The organism is Paenibacillus sp. Cedars, from assembly GCF_003184205.1.
In the GTDB taxonomy this organism is placed as follows: Bacteria; Bacillota; Bacilli; order Paenibacillales; family Paenibacillaceae; genus Paenibacillus_AQ; species Paenibacillus_AQ glucanolyticus.
Window position 1 is genome coordinate 5,420,517 of the sequence record NZ_CP020866.1, and the last position, 21,671, is coordinate 5,442,187.

The 21,671-nt window shown below is 53.3% G+C and carries 16 protein-coding genes; 8 read left to right on the forward strand and 8 right to left on the reverse strand.

The features are described 5' to 3' along the window. Nucleotides 1-50 precede the first annotated feature (50 nt). Both B9D94_RS26365 and B9D94_RS26370 read left to right on the forward strand, forming a co-directional pair. The gene (locus B9D94_RS26365) at nt 51-1,697 is read left to right on the forward strand and encodes an SWIM zinc finger family protein (protein ID WP_253806052.1); all 1,647 of its coding nucleotides are present in this window, start codon (nt 51-53) and stop codon (nt 1,695-1,697) included. Beyond that, on the forward strand, nt 1,694-4,654 hold the full coding sequence (locus B9D94_RS26370) for a DEAD/DEAH box helicase (RefSeq protein WP_148248367.1): 2,961 nt from the start codon (nt 1,694-1,696) through the stop codon (nt 4,652-4,654). Before B9D94_RS26365 ends, B9D94_RS26370 begins: the two co-directional genes overlap by 4 nt. Before the next feature lie 1,493 nt (nt 4,655-6,147). Here B9D94_RS26370 and B9D94_RS26380 read toward each other — a convergent pair. Beyond that, complete coding sequence (locus B9D94_RS26380; RefSeq protein ID WP_006207808.1) at nt 6,148-6,987, reverse strand: helix-turn-helix transcriptional regulator; 840 nt, start codon at nt 6,985-6,987, stop codon at nt 6,148-6,150. A gap of 154 nt (nt 6,988-7,141) precedes the next feature. On the opposite strand from B9D94_RS26380, the gene fabF reads away from it, so the two are divergent. The 5 genes from fabF to B9D94_RS26415 all read left to right on the forward strand — a co-directional run bounded on the left by fabF (nt 7,142) and on the right by B9D94_RS26415 (nt 12,538). Continuing rightward, on the forward strand, nt 7,142-8,383 hold the full coding sequence (gene fabF, locus B9D94_RS26385; RefSeq protein WP_148248368.1) for a beta-ketoacyl-ACP synthase II: 1,242 nt from the start codon (nt 7,142-7,144) through the stop codon (nt 8,381-8,383). Nucleotides 8,384-8,657: 274 nt separating this feature from the next. Then, nucleotides 8,658-9,170 carry an RNA polymerase sigma factor SigV gene (locus B9D94_RS26390; RefSeq protein WP_148248369.1) on the forward strand — a complete coding sequence of 171 codons (513 nt, stop codon included), beginning with the start codon at nt 8,658-8,660 and terminating at the stop codon, nt 9,168-9,170. Then, complete coding sequence (locus B9D94_RS26395; protein ID WP_148248370.1) at nt 9,170-10,051, forward strand: anti-sigma-V factor RsiV; 882 nt, start codon at nt 9,170-9,172, stop codon at nt 10,049-10,051. Before B9D94_RS26390 ends, B9D94_RS26395 begins: the two co-directional genes overlap by 1 nt. 45 nt (nt 10,052-10,096) lie before the next feature. Continuing rightward, nucleotides 10,097-11,221, forward strand: coding sequence for a stalk domain-containing protein (locus tag B9D94_RS26400; RefSeq protein ID WP_148248371.1), 1,125 nt, complete (start codon nt 10,097-10,099; stop codon nt 11,219-11,221). A 321-nt stretch (nt 11,222-11,542) separates the two neighbouring features. Next, nucleotides 11,543-12,538: an aldo/keto reductase gene (locus tag B9D94_RS26415; RefSeq protein WP_148248373.1), complete on the forward strand. Its 996-nt coding sequence runs from the start codon at nt 11,543-11,545 to the stop codon at nt 12,536-12,538. An 88-nt stretch (nt 12,539-12,626) separates the two neighbouring features. Here B9D94_RS26415 and B9D94_RS26420 read toward each other — a convergent pair whose 3' ends face one another. Beyond that, a complete protein-coding gene (locus tag B9D94_RS26420) occupies nt 12,627-13,262 on the reverse strand; it encodes a carbohydrate-binding family 9-like protein (RefSeq protein ID WP_148248374.1) in 636 nt (211 codons plus the stop codon). Between the two features lie 195 nt (nt 13,263-13,457). On the opposite strand from B9D94_RS26420, the gene udk reads away from it, so the two are divergent. Next, a complete protein-coding gene (udk, locus tag B9D94_RS26425; RefSeq protein WP_006207800.1) occupies nt 13,458-14,093 on the forward strand; it encodes a uridine kinase in 636 nt (211 codons plus the stop codon). A gap of 111 nt (nt 14,094-14,204) precedes the next feature. Here udk and B9D94_RS26430 read toward each other — a convergent pair whose 3' ends face one another. From B9D94_RS26430 to B9D94_RS26455, 6 genes are all read right to left on the reverse strand, one after another. After that, complete coding sequence (locus B9D94_RS26430) at nt 14,205-16,550, reverse strand: histidine kinase (RefSeq protein WP_148248375.1); 2,346 nt, start codon at nt 16,548-16,550, stop codon at nt 14,205-14,207. Nucleotides 16,551-16,552: 2 nt separating this feature from the next. Then, complete coding sequence (kdpC, locus tag B9D94_RS26435; RefSeq protein ID WP_006207799.1) at nt 16,553-17,182, reverse strand: potassium-transporting ATPase subunit KdpC; 630 nt, start codon at nt 17,180-17,182, stop codon at nt 16,553-16,555. An 82-nt stretch (nt 17,183-17,264) separates the two neighbouring features. Then, nucleotides 17,265-19,298 (reverse strand): potassium-transporting ATPase subunit KdpB, encoded by a 2,034-nt coding sequence (gene kdpB / locus B9D94_RS26440; RefSeq protein ID WP_148248376.1) that lies wholly within the window; start codon nt 19,296-19,298, stop codon nt 17,265-17,267. 22 nt (nt 19,299-19,320) lie between these two features. Then, complete coding sequence (kdpA, locus tag B9D94_RS26445; protein ID WP_063478398.1) at nt 19,321-21,000, reverse strand: potassium-transporting ATPase subunit KdpA; 1,680 nt, start codon at nt 20,998-21,000, stop codon at nt 19,321-19,323. 30 nt (nt 21,001-21,030) lie between these two features. Continuing rightward, nucleotides 21,031-21,108, reverse strand: coding sequence for a potassium-transporting ATPase subunit F (locus B9D94_RS31985; RefSeq protein WP_076151255.1), 78 nt, complete (start codon nt 21,106-21,108; stop codon nt 21,031-21,033). 149 nt (nt 21,109-21,257) lie between these two features. Continuing rightward, a complete protein-coding gene (locus B9D94_RS26455) occupies nt 21,258-21,668 on the reverse strand; it encodes a hypothetical protein (RefSeq protein ID WP_006207795.1) in 411 nt (136 codons plus the stop codon). Between the last annotated feature and the right edge of the window lie 3 nt (nt 21,669-21,671).

Consider the following 21,671-nt stretch of genomic DNA (forward strand, 5'->3'; position numbering starts at 1 on the left):
TAGATTTAATGGATAACTTAGAATGATTTCTCTTAGGAGACCGCCTTATTATGAACCCAAACCTAACGTTAGATGATATACAGTGGCAGACGCTCATTCAGCAGACAGCCGGTTATTTCAGCGACCTGACCCTCAAACGGGGATTTCAATACTACAAGCAGGGCCGTGTCCATGCAAGCGAGCTGACAGACTCTTCCGGGATTATAGAAGCCGCTGTGGACGGGACGGAAACCTACCGTACCCGGCTTCATATTCATTCCCTGAATGACAGCGAGTGCAGCTGTCCCGTTAAGGAAGGCTGCAAGCATATGGTGGCCGTTCTCCTTGACTATGCCCAGCTTCAGGGGAGGTCTGTTCATGCTCTGGTAAACGCGCATTCCACCTCGTATGCCCCCGCCGCTTCTTATGCTCAGAACGAAGCTTGCTCCGGTCACATACAAGGACGCCCTGCGGCCGGTACCTCGAAATGGCGAGTGCAGGCAGACCATTTGCCCGAGCTGCCGATCTCCGCATGGCATGAGCTGTTTGAATTGTGCACGGCATCCCTGGGAGCTAACACGCAGAATTCGTTTTACGCCAAAAATGCGCTGGCCTCCCTGCACCATATCAAACCGCCGATGCCGGCGGATATGGATCCATTATACGAGCTCCATGCCCATCTCTTTATTCTGGAGAAGCTGGTCAAGCAGCCCGCCAGTGCCTGGAATGCCTCAGGCTCTTACATTGGCTATCATACGCAGATCGCTGCGGATCATATTCAGGCCCGAATGGAACACATCTTCAAGGAAGGTCTTGAGGGCATCGAGCCCAAAGAGGCGTTCGGACAGCGATTGACCGAGACCAATGCCTATGTCCGGCAGAGCATGCTGAGCGAACCGAGGAACCGTAAATTTTATGCCCAGGTCTACATGCAGCTCTGGATTCACTGGATCTATCCGCTTGCGAAACATAATGCCAGCTTGATCCAAGCGGAGCTGGAGCAGCTTCAGACAGCCGAAGCGGAATTCGGCAGCACGCTCTCACGGGCCTCATGGTTTACGGCGCAGGGCTTAATGTCCTTCTATCTTAGAGAAGATGAAACGTCCTGGAATCTGCTCCGGGAAGCAGACAAGATCAGCAGCCTTCCCCCGGCTGCAGTCCTCGGCTTCTTTGACATGCTGCACGCCGCCCAGGAATGGGACAGGCTGGCCCAGTGGCTCCCCGAGATCGGCCCCCTGCTCGGCAGTCACCGAAACGAGCACCTCAGCAGTTATCAATATTACTGGGATGCCGTCATTCAGCATCTGCCCGAGAAGGCTGAGCGGATGTGGAACAGTCTCGCGGCTATGCTGCCTTACTCGAAGGACATCTACCAGAATGCCTTAATCACGCATGGCAGATGGCGGGAATGGATCGACTACCAATTAAGCACAGGCCGGGAACCGCTGGAGCTTCGGGTCAGCGAGCTTGCCCCGATTGAGAAGAATGCGCCCGAATTGCTGCTGCCTTTTTACCATCAGGCGGTCGAACGGTACATCCTTCACAAGAACCGTGCCGGCTATAAAGCAGCCGTCAAGCTGCTCAAGCGATTAGCCAAGCTATATAAGAAGCTCAAGCAGCAGGAGCACTGGGATCTGTTCATTGTCGCCTTGTCGGTGCGTAACAGCAGGCTGCGCGCATTTCAGGAAGAGCTTCGGAGAGGAAAGCTGATATCATGAGCAGACACACGGAAACCATCACAGTCCATATGGCATTAAGCGAATACGGAGATGCCGTGATATACGGCTCTACCGTCATGCGTGGTTACGTGTCCGGGACATATTTGAAGCATCGATTATTCGCATGGCATGAAGTCTCCTTCTATGGTACAGAGCTTACCGTTCAAGCCGTTCAGGATATGGAAGTGGTCATTCTGCCTTCCGAGCAGGTAATCCCCTTCTTCGCAGACGGGCGGCTGCTCGAGCATATTGAATGGGTATGGGATGAGGCGTGCCTCCCCTTCGTTGAGCTTGCGCCTTCGCTTGCGAATTGCATCCAAGACAAGAAATACGCGCCAAGCTTGAGCGCCTTCAAGTCAGGCAAGCTGCAATGGGTGTGGGATGCGGAGGCTTTTACACCGGAAGAACTGAATCGTATCTCCCTGCTCCACGAGGACGAGATATGGGATGAGGGCTTGCGAGCCACGTTCTCTGCCACTGTTCAAGATCAATGTTATGGCAGCGAAGAGGCGGCGGCTGACCTGCGCAGGGAATATCCCCTCCTCTTCTCGCAAAACCGCACAGCAGCCGAAGGCATGGATGACAAGCAATGGCTGATTGCAATCGGTTGGCGACCGGATACCGCTCCATTCCGACCGCTTCTTCAACTGTTGGAGCCGGACGAAGAAGCCCCCGAGTGGCGGCTTAAGCTTGTACTGCAAGATAAGCAGGACGCCGCAGGGCTTGCAGCCGTTCGCCTGGTTGAAGACGGCCAGGCATTCGGCTCCTGGCCGGAGACATGGACGGCGCATATCAAGGAGCGATCCCCCGGCTGGCTCCAAGGTCTGCAAGCAGCACTTCCGGCAAGGGTGCTTCATGCACCGGAAGATGATGTGCTCGGAAAGCCTCTGTCCGACGAAGCCGCCTGGCAGTTCCTGACTGTAGACAGTCAGCGGCTGCTGCAGTCGGGCTGGCTTGTGCTGCTGCCTGCCTGGTGGGAAGCAGCGAGCCGGAAGAAGCCCAAGCTGCGGGCAAAGGTACGCTCCGGCGAAGGCGAGAACGCGGAGCGAAGCAGCGGCGGCTCCCTGTTCGGTCTGGATGCACTAGTGAATTTCGATTGGCGCATCGCCATCGGGGAAGCAACCCTGTCCGAGGACGAATTCGCGGAGCTGGTTGCCCGGAACGAACGACTTGTCCGGTTCCGGGGCCAATGGATTCCGCTGGACCCGGCTCTGGTCGCTCAGATCCGCCAGATGATGGCAGGGGTGGACCGCGAGGATGGTCTGTCCTTTCAGGATATTCTGCATCTCCATCTGCTTGGCAACAGCGATGATACGGAGCCGACCCCGCAGAACGGAGAGGAAGCGCAGGACCCGGAACGGATCAAGCTCGAGGTTGAGCTGAACGAGCATCTCGTGAAGCTCATCGGCCAGCTCGGCCGGCAAAACGAATGGCCGAGCCTGCCCGTCCCGGATGGGTTGAAGGCTGAGCTTCGGACTTACCAGCATGACGGCTTCGCTTGGCTTGCCTTCTTGCGGCGATATGGGCTTGGAGCCTGTCTTGCCGATGACATGGGCCTTGGTAAAACGGTACAGTTTATTGCCTACCTGCTGCATGTAAAAGAGATGACGATGCAGCGGGAAGAGAGACGGCTCCCTTCCCTGCTGATCTGTCCTACCTCGGTGCTCGGCAACTGGCAGAAGGAGCTCGAACGGTTTGCACCTTCACTTCAGGTCATGCTCCACTATGGCGGCAAAAGAAGCACCAGCGAGGATTTCTATAAGGAGGCCTACCAGGCCGACATTATCCTGACTTCATATGCTACAGCGACGCTCGACCAAGAAATGTTACGGGATATGAAATGGGAAACAATCGGCATCGACGAAGCGCAAAACATCAAGAATGCAGACACCAAACAATCCGCCGCCGTGCGAAGCCTCCCAGCAAGACACCGTGTTGCCTTAACCGGCACGCCGATTGAGAACCGGCTGTCGGAGCTGTGGTCCATCTATGACTTCATCAATCCCGGCTATCTTGGAAGCCTGCGCGCGTTCAACGCCCGGTTCATTCAAGCAATCGAGAAGGACAGGAACGAACAACGCACGGCGGATCTTCAGAAGCTGATCAAACCGTTTATGCTTCGCCGCAAGAAAAAAGATCCCGCAATCCAGCTCGATCTGCCGGACAAAAACGAGATGAAGACCTATATCCATCTGACCGCCGAGCAAGGAGCGCTCTACGATCAGACGGTGAACAGCCTTCTGGAGCGCATGCAGAAGCTCGAGGGCATCGAGCGCAAAGGCGCCATCCTGGCTGCCCTGACGCAGTTCAAGCAGCTCTGCGATCATCCCGCTTTGCTTACAAAGGAACCGCTCCCGGAGGTGCCCGGGGGCGGCGGCTTGCTGGATACCGAAGCCGTTGTTGGCCGTTCGGCCAAGCTGGAGCGGCTTCTGTCCATGGTCAAGGAGCTACGCGACGAAGGGGAGCGTTGCCTGATCTTCACCCAGTATATCGGCATGGGCGAGATGATGCGGCAGGTGCTGCATCAAGAGCTTGGAGAGCCTGTACTGTACTTGAACGGCAGCACGCCCAAGCGGACGCGCGACCGCATGATCGAGCAGTTCCAGTCCCAGACGCTTCCGGCCGATGAGCAGCCGAATGTTATGATTCTCTCGATCAAAGCCGGCGGAGTCGGCCTGAATCTGACCGCCGCGAATCACGTGTTTCACTTCGACCGCTGGTGGAACCCGGCGGTCGAGAATCAGGCAACGGACCGCGCCTATCGGATGGGTCAGACCAAGGATGTCCAGGTGTACAAATTCATCTCCATGGGCACGCTCGAAGAGCGGATCGATGAGATGCTGGAGAGCAAGCAGCAGCTCAGCGATCAGGTCATCGCAAGCAGCGAGGGCTGGATCACCGAGCTGTCCACCGATGAGCTGAAAGACCTGTTCACGCTGCGGCGTGACTGGGCGTAATCTCAGCTGTTAAGGCGAACCCATATACAGCAAAGAGATAGCCAAAAAGCCCCGTGTGCTAACACGGGGCTTTTTCGATTAAACAACTTAAGAGCTTAACCAGCTCCTTGCTTGCTTACTTCATATCTTTGGTGAGTGTGGACACTTAACTAACGGACTGAGCAGACGTTATTTTGCATAAACTCGGCAATTTTGAAATCTAACGGACATGAAATACGCTAATTACGGTAAAAGACAGTAGACTCATCAGATACTGGCCCCTTAACGTCTCTCCTGTCCGTTACGTTTAAAATAATGCCGTTATTGTCAGAATAACGGCGTTGAGGTCCGTTGCACGGTAGTTTGTGGAGTTGCCAGAGTACCGGGAGTAGCAGAGTAATAGAGTGCTTAGGTTACCGGAGTTACAGAGACTGGGAGTTACGGGGTTCTGGGGTTCTGGGGTTCTGGGGTTACTGGGGTTACTGGGGTTACTGGGGTTACTGAGCTAACGGGTTATTGGAGTTATTGGAGTTTCCGCAGCCCGGGATTACTGTGCTAACGGAGCTATCAGAGATACCGGAGTTACTGGACAAAACTGGAGTTATTGGAGTTACCGTAGCCCAGGATTACTGAGCTAACGGGGCTATCAGAGATACCGGAGCTTTTTTGCCTTACGTGTGACTTTTGGTGGGTGTTGGCACTCAACTAACGGACTGAGCAGACGTTATTTAGCATAAACTCGGCAATTTTGAAATCTAACGGACATGAAATGCACTAATTCCGGTAAAAGACAGTAGAATCATCAGATACCGCCCACTTAACGTCTCTCCTGTCCGTTACGTTTAAAATAATGCCGTTATTGTCAGAATAACGGCGTTGAGGTCCGTTGCACGGTAGTTTGTGGAGTTGCCAGAGTACCGGGAGTAGCAGAGTAATGGAGTGCTTAGGTGTTACCGGAGAAACAGAGACCGGGAGTTACGGGGTTACCATGGTTACCATGGTTTCCAGAGTTACTGGAGTTACTGGGTTTCCGGAGTTACGGGGTTACTGAGTTACTAAGTTACCGGAGTTGCAGGGGTTACTGGAGTTACTAGTGTTACCGAAGTAACTGAGCTACCGTAGTTAATGGAGTATTGGGAGCTACCAGAGTTACTGGAGCTGCCGGAGCTTCCAAAGTTACCGATGTTACTGGCGTTACCAAAGTTACTTGGCGTTACTGGAGTTACAGGATTCCCAGGGTACGGGGGTGCGGGGTTACGGAGCTATTCGAGTTGCCCGGGTTTCCAAAGCCACCAGAGTTACCGAGGTTAGGGGGTTCCGGAGCTACTGGTGCTACCAGAGCTACTGGTGCTATCAGAGCTACTGGAGCTATCAGAGCTACCGGAGCTATCAGAGCTACTGGTGCTACCGGAGCCACCAGATCTACCGAAGTTACCGGCGTTACCACAGCAACCTCACACCAACAATGGCCCCGCTGGACAATCACCAGCCAGCCAGACCACCACCCCCTCCGCTCACTTCTCCTCCATCAGCTGCCGCAGCTTCGCTTCCGTGGTCGTATCCGGCGCGGGTGTGTAGATGCTGCATCGCAGATCATCATTGCCGTACACCTTCAGCGACGTGAGTTCGTATACCATCTTCCCGGCTTTGGCATGCCGGAATTCCAGATGCACCTCCGGAGCGTAGCTGACTTGGCTCTGCTCCCACATCCGGTTGAAGTCCGGGTGCCCCTTCTTCATCTCCTCCAGAAAACGGTCATACCACTCATCCTCCACGTACTGCCCGTAATAGGTTCGGAACATGGAGAGGAAGCCGCTGGCGAACTGCTCCCAGTTCACCGCCAGCCGCTGGAACTCCCTGCGGGTGAAGAGCAGCCGGATCATGTTCCGCTCCTCGGGAGGAATGCGGTCAAAATCAAGGAATACATACGCGGCCGCCCGGTTCCAGCCCACGATGTTGCACATGCGATCCGATATCATGACCGGGCAGTACTTCAGCTCGGTGATGATTTTTTGCAGGGACGGGCTGATATGCACGGCCTCCTGCTTGACGGAGTAGGGCTCTGCCCCGCTCTCGAACGCAAGCGAATACAGGTATCTCCGCTCATCAGCATTCAGCAACAGCGCACTGGCAACACAGTCCAGCACAGACGAGGATACCTGAATATCGCGCCCTTGCTCCAGCCAGGTATACCATGTCGTGCTGACACCTGCCAGCTGGGCAACCTCCTCCCGGCGCAGGCCCGGTGTTCTCCTTCGGGTGCCGGAGGGCAATCCAACGGACTCGGGGGAGATTTTGGCACGCTGACCTTTCAGAAAAGCCGACAAGGCTTGAAGCCTGACTTGGGAATTCATAGGGTACGCCTCCTTCATCCAACTCAGGATAGCAGTATTTATACTAGGATAAACGGTATCTTGTAATAGGATACTCTACGTGACATTATAACCTTAAGATTGACAAGTTATAAAGGCTTGCCGTTAGTAAAGTCTTAAAGGAGGCTGTTATTCCATGGAAAGAGTCGTTATTACCGGCATGGGTGTCATCTCACCGCTGGGAAATGATGTTGAGACGTTCTGGTCCCGGCTTGTTCGGGGAGAATCCGGTATTACACATATAGATGCATTTGACACATCGAGGCAAAAAGTAAAAATAGCAGGTGTCGTAAAGGAGTTTGATTCAAACTCGCTGTTCGGTGTAAAAGAAGCACGGCGTATGGACCGCTTCTGCCAGTTTGCACTGGCTGCGGCAGATCAGGCCTTGCATAACGCCGGACTTGATCTTGACCAGATCAACCGGGAGCGCATGGGGGTATACGTCGGCTCCGGCATCGGCGGTATCCAAACCTTGATGAATCAGAGCGAAACGCTGGCTTCACGAGGACCTGAGCGAGTCAGTCCTACTCTGGTGCCGATGATGATTCCCAATATGGCGGCTGCCCTCATCAGTATCAAATACGGTGCGCTGGGCTCTACGCTGGCTCCGGTTACAGCGTGCTCGATCGGCAATACGGCGATTGGGGAAGCTTTCTTTAATATCCAGGCGGGACGGTCCGATGTCATTATCGCGGGAGGCTCCGAAGCGGCCGTGACCGATATCTCGCTGGCCAGCTTCTCGAATGCAACCGCCCTCTCCACCCGCAATGATGATCCCGGCCGAGCCAGCCGGCCGTTTGATGCGGCCCGGGACGGATTCGTGATGGCGGAAGGGGCCGGTATCCTCGTGCTGGAGTCGCTCTCCCATGCCCTGCGCAGAGGGGTCGACATTTTGGGTGAAGTAATCGGGTATGGGGCCGGCTCGGATGCCTACCATATGGTGGCAACCCCGGAAGACGGCAACGGTGCAGCCCGGGCGATGAAGCTGGCGTTGACGGAAGCGAACCTCTCCCCTTCCGATATCGATGTCATCAGTGCCCATGCCACAAGCACAGTGATTGGCGACCGGTCCGAGACGGCTGCAATCAAGTCTGTATTCGGTGAAGCTGCTTACCGTATCCCCGTGACCGCCAACAAATCGATGACCGGACATATGCTGGGCGCATCGGGCGGCATCGAGGCGATTGCCCTCGTGAAATCGTTGCAGGAAGACGTCATACCGCCAACCATCAATCTGGATGCAGCCGATCCCGGATGCGATCTGGATTATGTGCCTAACGAGGCGAGATCAGCTGCGCTTCGGATCGGCATGTCCAACTCCTTCGGCTTCGGTGGACACAACTCGGCGATTGTTATCAGAAAATATGAGCATGAATAACAGCAAAAACCGAAGACCCCCGTATTGGGGATATTCGATCTCATCTTAAACTCCCTGCAGAAAACGGGGAGTTTCGCGAAACTCTGAGGCCCCAGTGAAACTGGGGTCTTTTTCTTGTTGCGACCGCTGAAGGGTTCGCTGAATAATGAGGCAGACGCTGTTTTTAAATTTTTTATGGAAAATCAAACTTTTTGAAGGACTTGCACGTCATGCATCCGTAAGTCAATTGCAATTGATGGTTACCCGCGCGGGCCCAAAGGAGTGTCATATTTACATGAGAGGCGGACGGAAGCTGGAGAAGCTTCTTATACAGTGCATAACCGAAAATCAGGATAGCGCCTATCGACTGGCATACAGCTACGTTAGAAACAAAGAGGATGCCCTCGATATCGTTCAGGACGCCATCCACAAAGCATTTTTATCCATAGAAAAACTGAAGCAAACGGGTTCATTAAAAAGCTGGTTTTTCCGGATTATTGTAACAACCTCCCTGGATCTCATAAGAAAACAGAAAAAAGTCCGCGTCATGGACGACGAGAACCTGGAGTTTGTATTACCCAGCAGCCATGATCATTATCCCAATCTGGATCTGGCCCAGTCCCTGGAGGAACTTCCCGACAAATATCGGGTCGTGATCATTCTCCGGTATTTTGAAGATATGAAAATCGAAGAAATCGCCGAAGTGCTTCATGAGAATGTCAGCACGGTGAAAACGCGGTTATACCAAGGACTGCAGAAGCTGCGCGTGAATTTAAGTGAGGAAGATCAAGAGGAGGAAAAACGATAATGCATGACAAGCTGAATAGGATGAAAGAACAGTACGAGAGCACTCCTATTCCTGATGAATTGAGCTCGCTGGTTAACAGGACCATTGCAGCCAGGCGAAAAAAAAATAAAACCCTGCCCTGGCTCGCCAGCGCGGCGGCAGCATGCATTCTGCTGTTTGCCGGTGTGAACACCAGCCCAGTCCTCGCCCAAGCCATGTCGGATGTGCCGGTTCTAGGCAATATCATCAAGGTCATCACCATAAGGGAATATACCGAGCAGGATGACCAGACGAACCTGCATATGGAAACGCCGGGCATAACCAATCTGGGTAATGCGGAGCTGGAGCAAACGTTGAATAACAAATACCTGGAAGAGAACAAAAAGCTGTATGACAACTTTAAAGACGAAGTGGCCCAGCTCCATAAGGAAGGCGGCGCGCATCTGGGACTCGACAGCGGCTATGAGGTTATCACTGACAATGAACAGCTGTTGATCCTTTCGCGCTATGTCGTCGAAACGGCCGGCAGTTCGGCTGAATCCAGACAATACGATACGATCGACAAAATCAATCAGATGGTGATCACGCTGCCAAGCCTGTTCAAGGATGATCGTTATATCCAAACCATCAGCGACAATATCAAGGAACAGATGCGCCAGCAGATGCAGGATAACCCGGATATCGTCTACTGGGTAGAGCAGCCGGGCGTGGAGCCTGAAATACCGGAGGATATTTTCCAGTCCATCGCTAAAGACCAAAACTTCTACATTAATCAGGACGGAAAACTAGTCATCAGCTTCAATGAATACGATGTCGCACCCGGCTATCTGGGCGTTGTGGAATTTACGATTCCAACGGAAGCCATCGCAGCCGAGCTTGTCAGCAACGAGTACATCCGGTAGATCACACATGGTAGATATCCATTCATAAAACTGGAGGTAATAACGATGAAAACAATGAAACATACAACGACCCCGTTGACCAGAACCTTGGCGGCTGCCGGATTAGCAGGCATTCTCATGATATCCGCTTCAGGGCTGCCGTCCAGCCACGTCCATGCCGAAACCCGAACTGCAGCGAGTACGGATCAAGCAGAAACGCCGGCCATAACCCCACCACTCGTGACATCCAAAACGCTGCAATCCAAGGAAAAGTGGCTGGAAACCGACATCAAAATCCCTGTATTTCAGGGTCTGGCCGACACCAAATATCAGGAGCAGCTGAACGACATCATCGAACCCCACGCTTCCAAGGATATGGCCAAATGGGAGAAGGAAGCGGCAGAAACAGCCGCCAGTGCTCAGAAGAACGGCTATACCATGCGCCCTTATCAGCTGACGATCACCTATGAGCTGACTTCGGATGGCACGGATGGCGACTTGATCTCCCTCAAAGTCATTACAGAGGGCATGGGAATGAACAATGGCGACCCCCGCGTGGATACGTACAACTTTCGAAACGAAGCTGAAGCACAGCGCGTGACGCTGGAAGACCTGTTCGGAAGGGATTACAAAGCCATTGTGGATCAAGCGGTCAAAACAGCGATCGCGGCAGATCAAGAGAATTACTTCCAGCATGAGGACGGGTTCCAGGGCATCGATGCCGGGCAAGCCTTCTATGTTTCAGGAGGAACCGCCTATATCGTGTTCCAGAAATACAGCATCGCACCCGGGGCTGCAGGCATGCCCGAATTTGCCGTGAAGCTGCTTGGTCAAGGTCAAGCAACGGAGGAACAAGCAGCTGCAGCTGTGATGAAATCAGGCGTTTATTATAAGGATAACAACGGCAAAATCATGGTTCCGGCAGCTCAAGTACTGCGCCAGCTGCACTTCGACGTCAAGTGGAACGGCAAGAGCAAAACCGCCGAGATTTCCAAGGGAGCCGTCTGGAGTGCGGTGACTCTGAACAAGGATGCTTACTCTGTTGGCAAAATGGCCCCGCGCCCGCTCGGCTCTGCTCCTGAAATGAAAGGCGGCCATGTGTATGTTCCGCTGGTCTTCCTGACGGATATTTTGCATCTACAAGCCAAGCAAGACAAGCACGGCGACATTACGGTGACAGCAGCGCAATAACTTTTTATGCTGATCTTATGTCATTAGCTTCCATCCAACTGCACGGCTGCTCCTCAGCCAGAACACCATGCCACAGCACATACAGAGGCCCTCTCAATCCCTTGAGGTGGGCCTCTTTTCGCGCTGTGCGATGGGCGGATGGGCGGTTAGCCCTGCGACCTGCCAGCATGACATCCTGGTGATTGTGCAGAAGCTCAACCGTCATAAGCAATAAGCATTCAGAGGTATTCCTTCACCTGTATACCGGCTTGTCATCTCTGCATAAAAGGTCGATAATGGAAGCAGATTTCTATCGTACTATGGGATTGAGGAGGGTATGGGATGGAATATGTCTATTTGGGAAGAACCGGACTTGAGGTATCCCGCTTCTGCCTGGGAACCATGACTTACGGAGACTGGGATTTGGACGAGAAAACCTCGCTTGGCATCATCGACCGTGTGCTGGATTCCGGCATTAATTTTATCGATACTGCGGATACCTATGGCAAAGGTACGAGTGAAGAAATTATAGGCAAAGCCATTCAAGGACGCAGAGACGATGTTATCATCGCGACCAAATTCAAGGTGCGGACCGCCGAAGGACCGAACGGAGAAGGCGCAAGCCGCTCCCGTATCATGAAACAGGTTGAGGCAAGCCTGAAGCGGCTGAATACGGACTATATTGACCTGTACCAAGTACATCGGCCCGATCCGCATACGCCGCTCGACGAGACGCTGCGTGCGCTCGATGATCTGGTTACCCAAGGGAAGGTAAGATATATCGGCTGCTCGAATTTCGAGGCTTGGCGAATCGTTGAATCCCTATGGACCAGCGAAAAAATGAACCTGGAGCGTTTTGTCACCAATCAGCCTTCGTACAGCATCTTCAACCGCTACATCGAGCAGGAAATCCTGCCGGCTTCACAGCGTCACGGGTTGGCTACACTGGCCTATTCCCCGTTGGATGGCGGCTGGCTCTCCGGTAAATACCGGGCCGGGCAGCCGCTCCCGGACAACTCGCGCGGTGAGCGCATGGACATGGATTCACCTGATAACCGCGCCAAGTTAGAGAAGGTCGAGCTGCTTGCCCAGCGGGCGGAGGAGAAGGGAGTCAAGCTGGGACAGTTTGCACTGGCATGGCTTCTGCAGCGCAACATTGTTCCTGTTGTCGGTATCCGTAACGAGCAGCAGCTTGCAGATAACCTCGGTGCGCTGAAGGTGCAGCTGACCGAGGAGGATTTGAAGCTGGTCGACCAGGTATCACCAAGTCCATACCGGGACTTCTCCCAGGACGGCAGCTTCTGGTTTACCGAGCCTCGGGCCTACCGGTTTAAGTAAGCCTGTCCATCCAAAAGTCGGCAAACATATGAAAAGCCGCAATCGCACGTAATTCTGCCATTGCGGCTTTTTGAGTTACAGCCTCATGCTATAGATCATCAACAAACTCCAGCTTCCCGAACCGGGCAGGAATATGGTAATTCACCTCTCCAGTTGGACTCCATGCCTGATATTCCCGGATGCCTTGAGGGTCTTCGTCGATCCGGTAAAAATTCACGTTCCAGCTCCGCCCCCTCTGTGGAGGATTACCGAAGTTCACGGCAGGAATTGTAATCTCACAAACCCAATTTCCCTGCTCGTCATGATCGACCGAGGTCACAAGACCGGTTAGATCCCACTTGATATCGCTGGTCGTAATCGACTTCCCGCCGTCGTTGCGGATAAGGGCATCAAATACAACATTGTTCGGGCTAACCTCAAGCTCTATGTATTCCTTTCCACTCCCGGCATCATCCACGAACAATTCCACAACATCCTGTTCATATAGCGGCTCATCCCTGTGAAGATACTCGGATACCATGTAGGAATCCTGACAAACAAATTGCACATGAAAATATTCAGGACTCCAGCAGGCACGGACCTCGGTTGCTTCTTTCACGGCATGCCCGGTCACCGTATCGTGGAGAACAACCGCTTCATAGCGACTCCAATCGATCTGTTCCCGTTCCTCTCCCTGCCGGGTGAATGAAGCCGGCCTGCATGGATAAACGGCGGCATTGTGCATGATAACCCCTCCACAAAATTCAATTGCAACTCATCTCTCTATGATAATTCATACCCGTTGGGTTCACCATGCCATGCCAGGAATAAAAATTTTCGGAAAATCCCAGCTTTTGCTCTATATCCCCATAGTGAAAAAAAGCGCATGCTGTGCTACAATATTAAAATTGCAAACTCTAGGGAGGGTTATGGATTCGCCATGCTCATAATTGGTATTGCCGGCGGCACCGGATCGGGCAAAACGACGGTTGCCCGCTCTGTCATTGACCGTCTTGGTTCAGATAAAGTGACTTTCATTTCGCAAGATAACTATTACAAGGATCATAAAGAGCTCAGCTTTGCGGAACGCGAAGCGATCAACTATGATCACCCGTTCGCCTTCGACAACGAGCTGCTTATCGAGCATCTCGGCATCTTGAAGGGCGGGGAGCCCGCTTATGCACCGGTCTATGATTTTACTGCACATGCCCGCTTCACGGATCAGACCCTTGAGCTCAAGCCAAACAACATCGTTATCATTGAAGGACTTCATGTGCTGTCCGACGAGAATCTGCGCAAGCTGCTTCACATTAAGGTGTTTGTGGATACCGATCCCGATGTGCGCCTGCTTCGCCGGGTCGTTCGTGATATTGAGGACCGCGGCCGGACCATCCAGTCGATTCACAATCAATATCTGACAACGGTCAAGCCTATGCACGAGGCGTTTATCGAACCCTCGAAGAAATACGCCGACCTGATCATTCCGGAAGGTGGAGAGAATGAGGTTGGCATTCGCCTGCTCTCCATACTGACCGAGAAATATTTGACCGGCGATCACACATTGTCAGGAGAATAGCCCTGGCACGCGCGCCCTATAAATCTCCCCGTAGGGAGACGTCAATAACGCCCGCATTCCTGTTGCTTACAGGTTTGTGGGCGTTTTGGCGTTTATGTTTTTCATAAGCGATTAATTCCCTGACGGTTTGGGCTCGTTCGTGCACGGATCATAATCGGCAACCACCAGCACATCCATATGCCTTGCATATCTCAGCAGGCTTCGGATCGATTTCCGCTCGGCGTACAGCCTCCATCCCGTGATCTTCGGCTGACCGATGATCAATTGGGTAGCCTTCGCCTCATCAGCCGCCGCGACCCATTGGGATGCAACTTCACGCGCCTTCCCTCTTCTTACAGGCAGCACGCAGAATGTTCCTCCAAGTCGTTCTGTCAGCGTTTGAAGAGCCGTTAAGCGTTTGGAGTCAGCACGGGATGGATGCGCACGCCCCTCCTGAAGGAGCGTCACATACCAGGCCGCCTTCAGCCGATGGGCAATCCGGAAGCCGCGGCGGATGAGCCGCTCCCCCTGAGGTCCGCTGCCAACCATAACATAGATAACCTCCTCGCGCCGCCACGGTCCCCGAAGCGAGCTGCTTCGCTGCCATGACTCCAGCCTCTCATCCACATCATCTGCAATTTCCCTCAGGGCCAGTTCCCTTAGAGCAATCAGATTTCCCGTCTTGAAAAAATGGCTGAGCGCCTGGTGGATCTTCTCCGGCGCATAGATTTTTCCATCCTTCATCCGCTGCTGCAGCGACTCCGGCGTAACATCGATGAGCTGAACCTCGTCCGCCAATTGCAGAATATGGTCCGGCACCGTCTCGCGGACACGCACACCGGTAATTTGCTCCACCGCGTCATTCAAGCTCTCCAGATGCTGCACATTCACGGTCGTAATAACAGAGATGCCAGCCGACAGTATATCCAGCACATCCTCATATCGCTTCCTGTGCTTGCTTCCGGGAACGTTTGTATGCGCCAGTTCATCCACCAAAACCACATCGGGCCTTTGGCGGATGATCTCATCGGTATCCATCTCTTCAAGGCGTGAGCCCCGGTAATCCATCACTCTTCGTGGAAGAACTTCCAGTTCACCGACCTGTAAAAGCGTATCCTTCCGCCCGTGCGTTTCCAGCAGTCCGGTAAGAACCGTCAGTCCCTTTTTCAGCAGATCATTGCCCTCCCGCAGCATCGTATACGTCTTGCCTACACCCGGGGCTGCACCGATATAGACTTTGAACCGCCCACGCTTGACCTGCTCGATCTTCTGATCCAGCTCCTGTTCATTCAAGCGATGAAACGATTCGGACGAACGCTGCGGTGGATGAATCTGAGCCGGGATGATTCGTTCTCCGTCATGCGCTGCCCGGTCCGCTACGATAAAAATATCAATCCCGCGCGTTTTCTTAAGCAGCTCCTGAATCATCGATCCCTGCCGCAGCTCCTGCCAGGGGGTCTGCTTCGAGTGACCCAGCACAATACGGGTGACATGATGCTCAAGTGCATATTGAACGAGTTCACCTGGCAGCTCCCTTCGTGAATGAAGGGGCAGTTCTTCCAGCTTGGCGCCAATCCGTTCCGCAAGCTTCAGCATGGAGCGCTTAAAAGCCGCCTGTTCCTTCGTAAGCTCCTGCTTCTGATTCACAAACGTTACCGCCAACAGTTCGCCGTTCAGTCTCTTCGCAATCTGCTGACCGCGGCGCATATAGATGGACCCGTTCCAATGGTACTGTGTGGACACCAGTATCCGCTCATCGGCCCCCGATGGGCCGATGAGTCCCTGTTCCTTGCGGTACCGCGCAAGCGAGTTGTTCACGCCCTCTGCAACAAGACGGAGGGTAAGCTCCCGAAGCACGGCCAGATTGCCCTGCTTCCATATGCCTCCCCCCGCAAGCAGGCCTTCCTGTGCCCGATCCAGCATCGTTTCAGGTGTTACATCAATGAGCACCACCTCATCGGCGGTCTCAAGGGTATCGGCGGGCACCGTATAACTGGCCTTGATGCCCGTCAGCTTGGTGGCAATGCCATGCACATCCTCAAGCTCATACACATTCACCGTTGTGATGACACTGATCCCCCGGCTTAACAGGAACTTTATGTCCTCCAGCCGTGTGGCATGCCTTGCCCCTCTCCGGTTCCGGTGGGCAAGGCCATCCACAAGCACGACCTCCGGATTGCGCTTCAGCAGCAGATCCAGATCGAGATCCTTCTTCTCTATGCCGTCCTGAACCCAATGAATGCTCGGCACCCGTTCCAGATCCTGTGCCTGCTCCACCGTCTCCGGACGCTGCATTGTGGATACGGCACAGATGACAACATCAATGCCTTGCTGTCTCAAGGTCTGCCCCTCGCGAAGCATATGATAGGTTTTTCCCGAGCCGCTCACGGCCCCGATATACACTTTGAGCCGCCCCTGGTGGAGCTTCGAGATGGACCTTAAAATTTCCTCCGGCGATTTTCTCCGAAAGTGATCCATCGTCAGCTAAGAAGCTCTCTGAGAGCCAAGTTCAGCTTCAACACATTCACGCGCGGTTCACCGAATACACCTAAATCCCGTCCTTCCGTATGCTTCTCCACCAGCTGCTGAAGCTCTGCTTCCGGAATTTCGGTCAGCTTGCTGATCCGTGGAATTTGAATATCCGCTGCTTGCGGCGAAATGTGAGGATCCAGTCCAGAGCCGGAATTCGTTACCAGGTCCATCGGGAGCTCGCTTACCGGAACGTCCGGATTATTCTCCTTCCATGCCTCAATCGACGCCTTTGTTCGATCGATCATCTCGGGATTGGAAGGTGCATAGTTATTGCTGCCTGAGCCGGCTGCGTTGTATTCGATGCTGGACACCCTCCCATGGAAAAATTGCGGGTCCGTAAAGTTCTGGCCGATCAGTTCCGAGCCTACCACCTTTCCGCTCTCATCCGTAATCAGGCTGCCGCCGGCTTGCTTCGGCATCAGCAGCTGCGCTGCACCTGTAGTTACCAGAGGATACAGAACTCCGCACAGCACAATGAATACAAGACTTGCTCTAAGCGCAATGCCTACGGAGACGCGAGCGTTGCCCGCCTCAGCATGAGGCGTGGACGTTGACGATGTTTGCACAGGATTATTCATTATTCTTCGACCCTTTCTTTCATATCTACCTTGTATAATCAACCTTTGGTTTATCTCTATATACCCGGTTTAACCAACACGCCTAAATCCATAAGTGGACAATCATGTCAATCAGCTTAATCCCGATGAACGGCACGATCACGCCGCCTAATCCGTAGACAAGTACATTACGCTGTAGCAGCTTCGATGAGCTCATCGGCTTATAGGCGACACCCTTCATCGCAAGCGGAATGAGCAGCGGAATAATGATCGCATTGAAGATCAGCGCGGACAGGATGGCCGACATAGGGGAACCGAGTCCCATGACATTCAATACGTTCATGCTTGGAATAGCAGCTGCAAACATGGCGGGAATGATGGCAAAATATTTGGCGACATCGTTCGCAACGCTGAACGTGGTCAGCGCGCCTCTTGTCATCAGCAATTGCTTCCCGATGGCAACGACCTCGATAATCTTGGATGGATCTGAATCCAGATCCACCATATTGGCCGCCTCCTTCGCGGCGGTGGTACCGCTGTTCATCGCAAGCCCGACATCGGCCTGTGCAAGGGCCGGCGCATCGTTCGTTCCGTCACCGGTCATGGCCACCAGCTTGCCTTCGGCCTGTTCTTTTCGAATGACGGCGATCTTATCCTCCGGCTTGCTCTCTGCGATGAAATCATCCACTCCCGCTTCGCGGGCAATCGTCGCTGCAGTCAGCGGATTATCGCCTGTACACATAATGGTCTTAATGCCCATCCGGCGCAGCTGTTCAAACCGTTCCTTCATTCCCGGTTTCACAGTGTCCTTCAGGTAGATCAATCCATAGATGCGGTGATCCACAGCCACAGCCAGCGGGGTTCCTCCCTCCGTAGCAATTGCATCACTGTTTGGCGTCAAGTCCGGAGGTATGGAGCCTCCTTGAGACAGCACCCAAGCCTTGACGGCATCCACTGCACCCTTGCGAACTTTTCGGCCATCCTTCAGGTCCATGCCGCTCATTCGGGTCTCTGCCTTAAATTCGATGAATTCGGCTCCCGCCGTCATACTCTCACCCACCTCAAGGCCTTCCTTCTTCAACAGCTCCAGAACGGAGCGGCCTTCCGGTGTTTCGTCCAGCAGCGAGCTGACCGCTGCCCACTGGGCAACCGATGCCAGCGTTTCGCCACGGGCCGGGATCAGTTGACTTGCCATCCGGTTGCCAAACGTAATGGTTCCGGTCTTATCCAGGATCATTGTATTAATATCTCCGGCCGCTTCCACCGCTTTACCCGACATCGCCAACACATTGAACTGGGTCACCCGGTCCATGCCTGCAATCCCGATGGCCGACAGCAGCCCGCCGATCGTGGTCGGAATCAAACATACCAGCAGCGAGATCAATACCGGGACAGACAGCTCGATGCCAAGATACTTGGCAATCGGAGCGAGTGTAACCACAACGATCAGGAAGATCAGGGTCAACACAATCAGCAGTGTGTTCAGCGCTATTTCATTCGGCGTCTTCTGCCGCGAAGCTCCTTCAACCAGTGAGATCATTCGGTCAATAAACGATTCGCCGGGATCGCTGGTAATCCGAATTTTGATTGTATCGCTGACCACCCGGGTTCCCCCGGTGACCGAGCTGAAATCGCCGCCTGCTTCTTTGATCACCGGCGCGGATTCTCCCGTAATGGCAGATTCGTCGACAGATGCCAGACCGGCGATGACCTCTCCGTCACCAGGGATCATCTCGCCCTGCGTAACCACCACGATATCCCCTTTGCGAAGATCGGTAGACGGCACGGACTGAACCCCTCCGCCTTCCATCACTTTATGGGCGGTCATTTCTTTCTTGGATTGCTTAAGAGAATCGGCCTGAGCTTTACCCCTGCCCTCGGCAAGGGCCTCGGCAAAGTTCGCGAACAGCAGCGTAAACAGCAGAATCACAAACACCGTCAGATTGAATCCGGTACTGCCTTCTGTACCGAAATTGGATGGAAACAGTGTCATGAGCAGAACCACCAAGGTTCCGGCCTCCACAACAAACATCACGGGATTTCTCATCATGAAAGCTGGATTCAGCTTGATGAAGCTGTCCTTCAGCGCTTGATTGACCATTTCTTTGGACATCACTTTGGTTCTCGTATTATTCATGGTAATAGGCCACCTTTTCTAATTAACGGATCGTCAGATGCTCAGCAATCGGGCCGAGCACCAGCACAGGCAGGAAAGTCAATGCGCCGATGATCAGAACCACCGCGAGGAGAATGCCGGCAAACAGCTTATTGTCTGTTCGGAACGTCCCGAGTGTCTCCGGTACCCATTGCTTCCGCATCAGTGAACCGCCGACCGCCAGCAGAGCGATCATCGAGATATAACGGCCGAACAGCATGACGAGCCCGGTTGTGATGTTCCAGAACGGCGTGTTATCTGCAAGTCCTTCAAACCCGGAACCGTTATTGGCTGCGGATGACGTGTATTCGTACAACACCTGTGAGATGCCATGGAAGCCGGCATTGGTAATGCCCGCCTGCCCGGCATCCGTCATCAGGGCAAGCGCCGTCGGAGCCAGAATGATAAATGGGTGCACCAGAATGACGATGGCGATCAGCTTCATTTCCCGCGCTTCTATTTTTCTGCCCAGAAATTCAGGCGTTCGCCCAACCATAAGCCCGGCCAGGAACACAGCCAGTATCGCATACATGAGCATATTCATCAGCCCGACGCCTTTTCCGCCAAAAACAGAGTTCAGCATCATCAGGGACAGCGGCGTAATTCCGCCAAGCGGCGTGAGTGTATCATGCATGTTGTTAACTGAACCGGTCGTAGCCGCCGTCGTCACTGTAGTAAACAGCGAGGACTGGGCGATCCCGAACCGGACTTCCTTACCTTCCATGCTGCCTTGGGATGCATCAATCCCCAGTCGGTTCAGTGCCGGATTGCCGTTTGATTCAGCGGCATAGTTCAGAGACAAGAAGCCGATGAACAAGGTCATCATCACAGAGAATATAATCCAGCCCTGCTTGCGGCTCTTGGCAAACAAACCAAATGTATACGGAAGCGCAGCCCCGAGACTCCACATGCACAGGATCTCAATCACATTGGTTAGAGGGGACGGATTCTCAAACGGATGGGACGAATTGACCCCCATATATCCGCCGCCGTTGGTACCCAGATGCTTGATCGATTCAAGAGCAGCCACCGGACCTACCGCAATTTGCTGCTCGCTTCCTTCCATCGTGGTCACGCTGAGCGCAGGCTTCAGGGTCTGAGGCACCTGCAGGGCGACCAGCACCATTGCAATGATGAAGGCCGCCGGAATGAATACCCGGATATGAGCCTTCACAAAGTCCTCGAAGAAGTTGCCGACGGTTGTCCCCTTACTGGTCACTGCCCGGATAAAAGCGATGGCCACGCACAGCCCGGTCGCCGCCGATGTAAACATCATCATCGTAATGACAGCCATCTGCGCAAAATAGGATAGCCCCGACTCTCCGCTGTAATGCTGCAGATTCGTATTGGTCATAAAGCTGATGATCGTATTGAATGACAAGGTTGATTCCATATTATCGATTCCGTTCGGGTTGAACGGCAGTACCTTTTGCAGCCGCAGAATCAGGTAGCCTGAAGCTACCAGTATGATATTCGTAATGACAAAGCTGAGAGCATACCCTTTCCAGGTCATCCCCTTGCGGTCTTTCAAGCCAATCAGTGCAAATATCGGCTTCTCTGCCCAGGAGAACCATTTATCGGTTCGGTTATCTTCATTGCGAAATACCTGATATAGATAGGTTCCGAGCGGCTTAACCAGCAGCAGCAGAACCAGAATAACGATGGCAATTTGTATAATGCCCATGACGAGTGCCTTCCTCCTTCAGCGGTTCCCCTAGAATTTTTCAGGGTGAACCAGCGCATAAATCAAATACAGAAAAATAAAGAGCGTACATACCAATAATATGATCACAGCTGATCAGCCTCCGGTTCTGAAACCACGCGTCCACACCAGGACATAAACAGCATGAACAGTCCGTAGGTCCCTCCTAATATGAGCACCATATAAAAATCCTGCATAATCCAATCCTCCACGAACCGTATTTGGCATTAAATCTGCAACTAGCTGACAATGGACGAAATCAGGAAAGATACCTGATGATGGTTCGTATGAAGCACCACATCGGCGCCCAGTCCCTTATATATCAACCGCGGATTGCTGGAGTGGGTAATGACGTAAATCGACTTTGTTGTCCATGTCCGGCAAATCCGCAAATAGCGGCAGCACAGATTCAAGCTGCTTTCGAACAGAAACACCTTGCTGACGGGAAACTCGGGAATGATCCAGGTTGACTCGTCTCTGGTATCAATCAGAATAATGTCTTTGCAGCCCAGTTCCATCATCCTCTCCTGCTCGGCCCGATTGTTGGCTATAGCTGCAAACGAAATGTGTTTGTACATCAACTGGCGGATAAATTCCTCCCCGGCCTTATTCGGGGCGGATACCAAGATGAAATCCTGCGGTTTCTCCATGTG